At 62.4% G+C, this 2,882-nt stretch carries 2 protein-coding genes; both read right to left on the bottom strand.

All coding sequences use genetic code 11. The features are described from left to right. Window positions 1-1,427 (bottom strand): long-chain-fatty-acid--CoA ligase (locus tag MPJ51_RS21655; RefSeq protein ID WP_298391131.1); only part of this gene is annotated, 1,427 nt, incomplete at its 3' end. Between the two features lie 162 nt (window positions 1,428-1,589). Then, on the bottom strand, window positions 1,590-2,882 hold a 1,293-nt coding region (pgi, locus tag MPJ51_RS21660), incomplete at its 5' end, for a glucose-6-phosphate isomerase (RefSeq protein WP_298391133.1).

The following is a 2,882-nucleotide window of genomic DNA, read 5'->3' on the forward strand; positions in this document are numbered from 1 at the left end:
GGGCGTTCATCCCATTTCGGGTGCGGCACACCGACCACGGCGGCGGTGGCCAGTTTCGGATGGGCGACGGCGATGTTTTCAAGCTCGACCGAGCTGATCCATTCGCCGCCGGATTTGATAATGTCCTTGGATCGGTCGCGGATCGTCATATAGCCGTCGCCGTCCAGCGTCGCCACATCGCCGGTTGCGAACCAGCCATCCTGCAGAAGGTCCTGATCCTGCATCTGGAAATAGCTGTCCAGCACCCAGTGACCGCGCACCATCAGATCGCCCTGGGTCTCGCCGTCATGGGGCAGATCTTTGCCGTTATCGTCGACGATCTTCAACTCGACCCCAAAGGGCGGGCGCCCTTGGTTTTCGCGCAGGCGGTGCTGCTCCTCGATGGGCAGGTTGCGATGCTTGGCCAAGGGAAAATTGGTCGTGCCAAGCGGGCTCATCTCGCTCATGCCCCAGGCGTGGACAGTATCGACGCCATAAGTTTCCCGGAAGGTCTCGATCATCGAAGGCGGACAGGCCGCGCCGCCGATCACGGTGCTTTTCAGGCTGGCCAGTTTTGACCCTGACGTGGCGGCATGGGCCAGCAGCCCCTGCCAGATCGTCGGCACGCCCATCGCCAGCGTCACGCCATAGGTGTCGATCAGATTGACCAACGCCTCGCCATGCAGACCCGGGCCGGGCAGCACCATGCCTGACCCCGACATGGCGCAGGCATAGGGCGAACCCCAGGCGTTGACGTGGAACATTGGCACCACGGGCATCACCACATCCATTGCTGAAAATCCGATGCAATCGCGGGTGTTCGAGGCAAAACTGTGCAACACCGTCGAGCGGTGTGAATAGAGAACCCCTTTGGGGTGCCCCGTCGTGCCCGAGGTGTAGCACATGCTCGACGCGGTGTTTTCGTCAAAAACGGGCCATTCGAAATCGTCGCTGCCGGTCTCGATCAGCTCGTCATAAAACTGCAGACCTTCGATCTGGGCCAGCGCGGCCTCATCCCGTGGCCCCATCAGCACGTAATGCTGCACTTCGGTTAGATGTTCCTGAATCCCTGCGACAAGAGGCACAAAGGTTGCATCGAAGAACAGCACCCGGTCCTGCGCGTGGTTGATGATATAGGTCAGTTGATCGGGAAACAGGCGCGGGTTGATCGTGTGCAGGACAAGGCCCGCGCCGGAAACGCCGTAGTACAGCTCCAGATGGCGGCGGTTGTTCCAGGCCAGTGTTCCGATCCGGTCCTGCGGTTGCAATCCCAGTTGATCCAGCGCCGAGCCCATTCGCCGCGCATTGCGGGCGATTTCGGCCCAGGTGGTTTCGGTCACCGTGCCATCTGTTTCGACCGAGATGATCCCGGTCTCGCCGTGATAGCGTTCCGCGTGATCGATCAGTGACGAAATCAGCAGCGGCTGCGTCATCATCTGTCCCAGCATGGACATCCTCCCATTGTCAGCCGCGTGCCTTTGGGCCGCGCCTTTTCTCTCCTTCGCGCCCGGATTGGTCAGGGCAACAAAGGGGTTTGATTGGCCCTCAGCCTGCCAATCTTTCAATTGTCTGACAATAAAAGAATGCAGCTTTCCGCTACGGCAGCCGCCTCAGCCCCGGTGCCGCAGCGCGTATTCAACCAGCGCGGCGGTCGAGCCGTCCTTGCCGTCCGTCCCGACCTCCCCCTCAACAATCGGGGCCAGAGAGGTGGCGAGCTCCTTGCCCAGTTCCACCCCCCATTGATCGAAAGAGTTGATGCCCAGCAGCACCCCTTCGACAAACACCCGGTGTTCATAAAGGGCGATGATCTGGCCCAGCACAAAGGGCGTGAGCTTGGGATAAATCAGTGTGGTTGACGGCCGGTTGCCCGGGAACACACGGTGGCGGGCCTGCCGGTCTAACTCTGCGCCCTGCAGCCCTTTGGCAGCCATGCGCGCGCGCGCCTCCTCCAGTGAGCGGCCACGCATCAGCGCCTCGGACTGCGCCAGACAATTGGCCAGCAGCAGGTGGTGGTGATGGGCCAGTTCGGGCTCGTGCCCCTCAGCGGCGACCATGAATTCGCAGGGAATCACATCGGTGCCCTGATGGATCAACTGGTAAAAGGCGTGTTGCCCGTTGGTGCCGGGCTCACCCCAAACCACCGGCCCCGAGGGCACGGTCAACGCGCTGCCGTCCATGGCGACGGATTTGCCGTTCGATTCCATCTCAAGCTGTTGGAAATAGGCCGGAAGGCGCAGCAGGCGTTGGTCATAGGGCAGCACCGCGCGGGTGGCGTAACCCAGCACCTGGCGGTGCCAGATGCCGGTCAGCGCCAGCAGGACCGGCATGTTCTCAGACCAATCCGCCGCGCGGAAATGCAGGTCCATCGCCTGCCCGCCGCGCAGGAAGGCATCAAAAGCGGTCGATCCGACCGCGATCATTACCGGCAAACCCACCGGCCCCCAGACGGAGTAGCGCCCGCCGACCCAATCGGCAAAGCCAAAGACGCGGTCCTCGGGGATGTTGAAGGACGCCGTCTTGTCCAACGCGCTGGAGACGGCTGCGAATTGCTGCGCAGGATCGCCGCCGCCTTCCATCACCCAGGCCCGCGCGGTGCGGGCGTTGGTCATGGTCTCGATGGTGGTAAAGGTTTTGGACGCGACGATGATCAGTGTGCGTTTCGGATCAAGCTCTCGCAGCGTGTCCGCGATATGCGCCCCATCCACGTTCGAGACATAATGCAGCCGCGGCCCGTCATGATAGGGCGCCAGCGCATGGGTGGCCATCACCGGCCCCAGATCGGAGCCGCCGATGCCGATATTCACCACATCGGTGAAAGGGCCGCCGGGGCCTTGTATCGCCCCCCCGCGCACCTCTTCGGCGAAGACACGCATCCGGTGCAGCGTGTCCAGCACTTCGGGCAT

Origin of the sequence: Ruegeria sp., assembly GCF_028066395.1 — a bacterium.
Classification (GTDB): domain Bacteria; phylum Pseudomonadota; class Alphaproteobacteria; order Rhodobacterales; family Rhodobacteraceae; genus Ruegeria.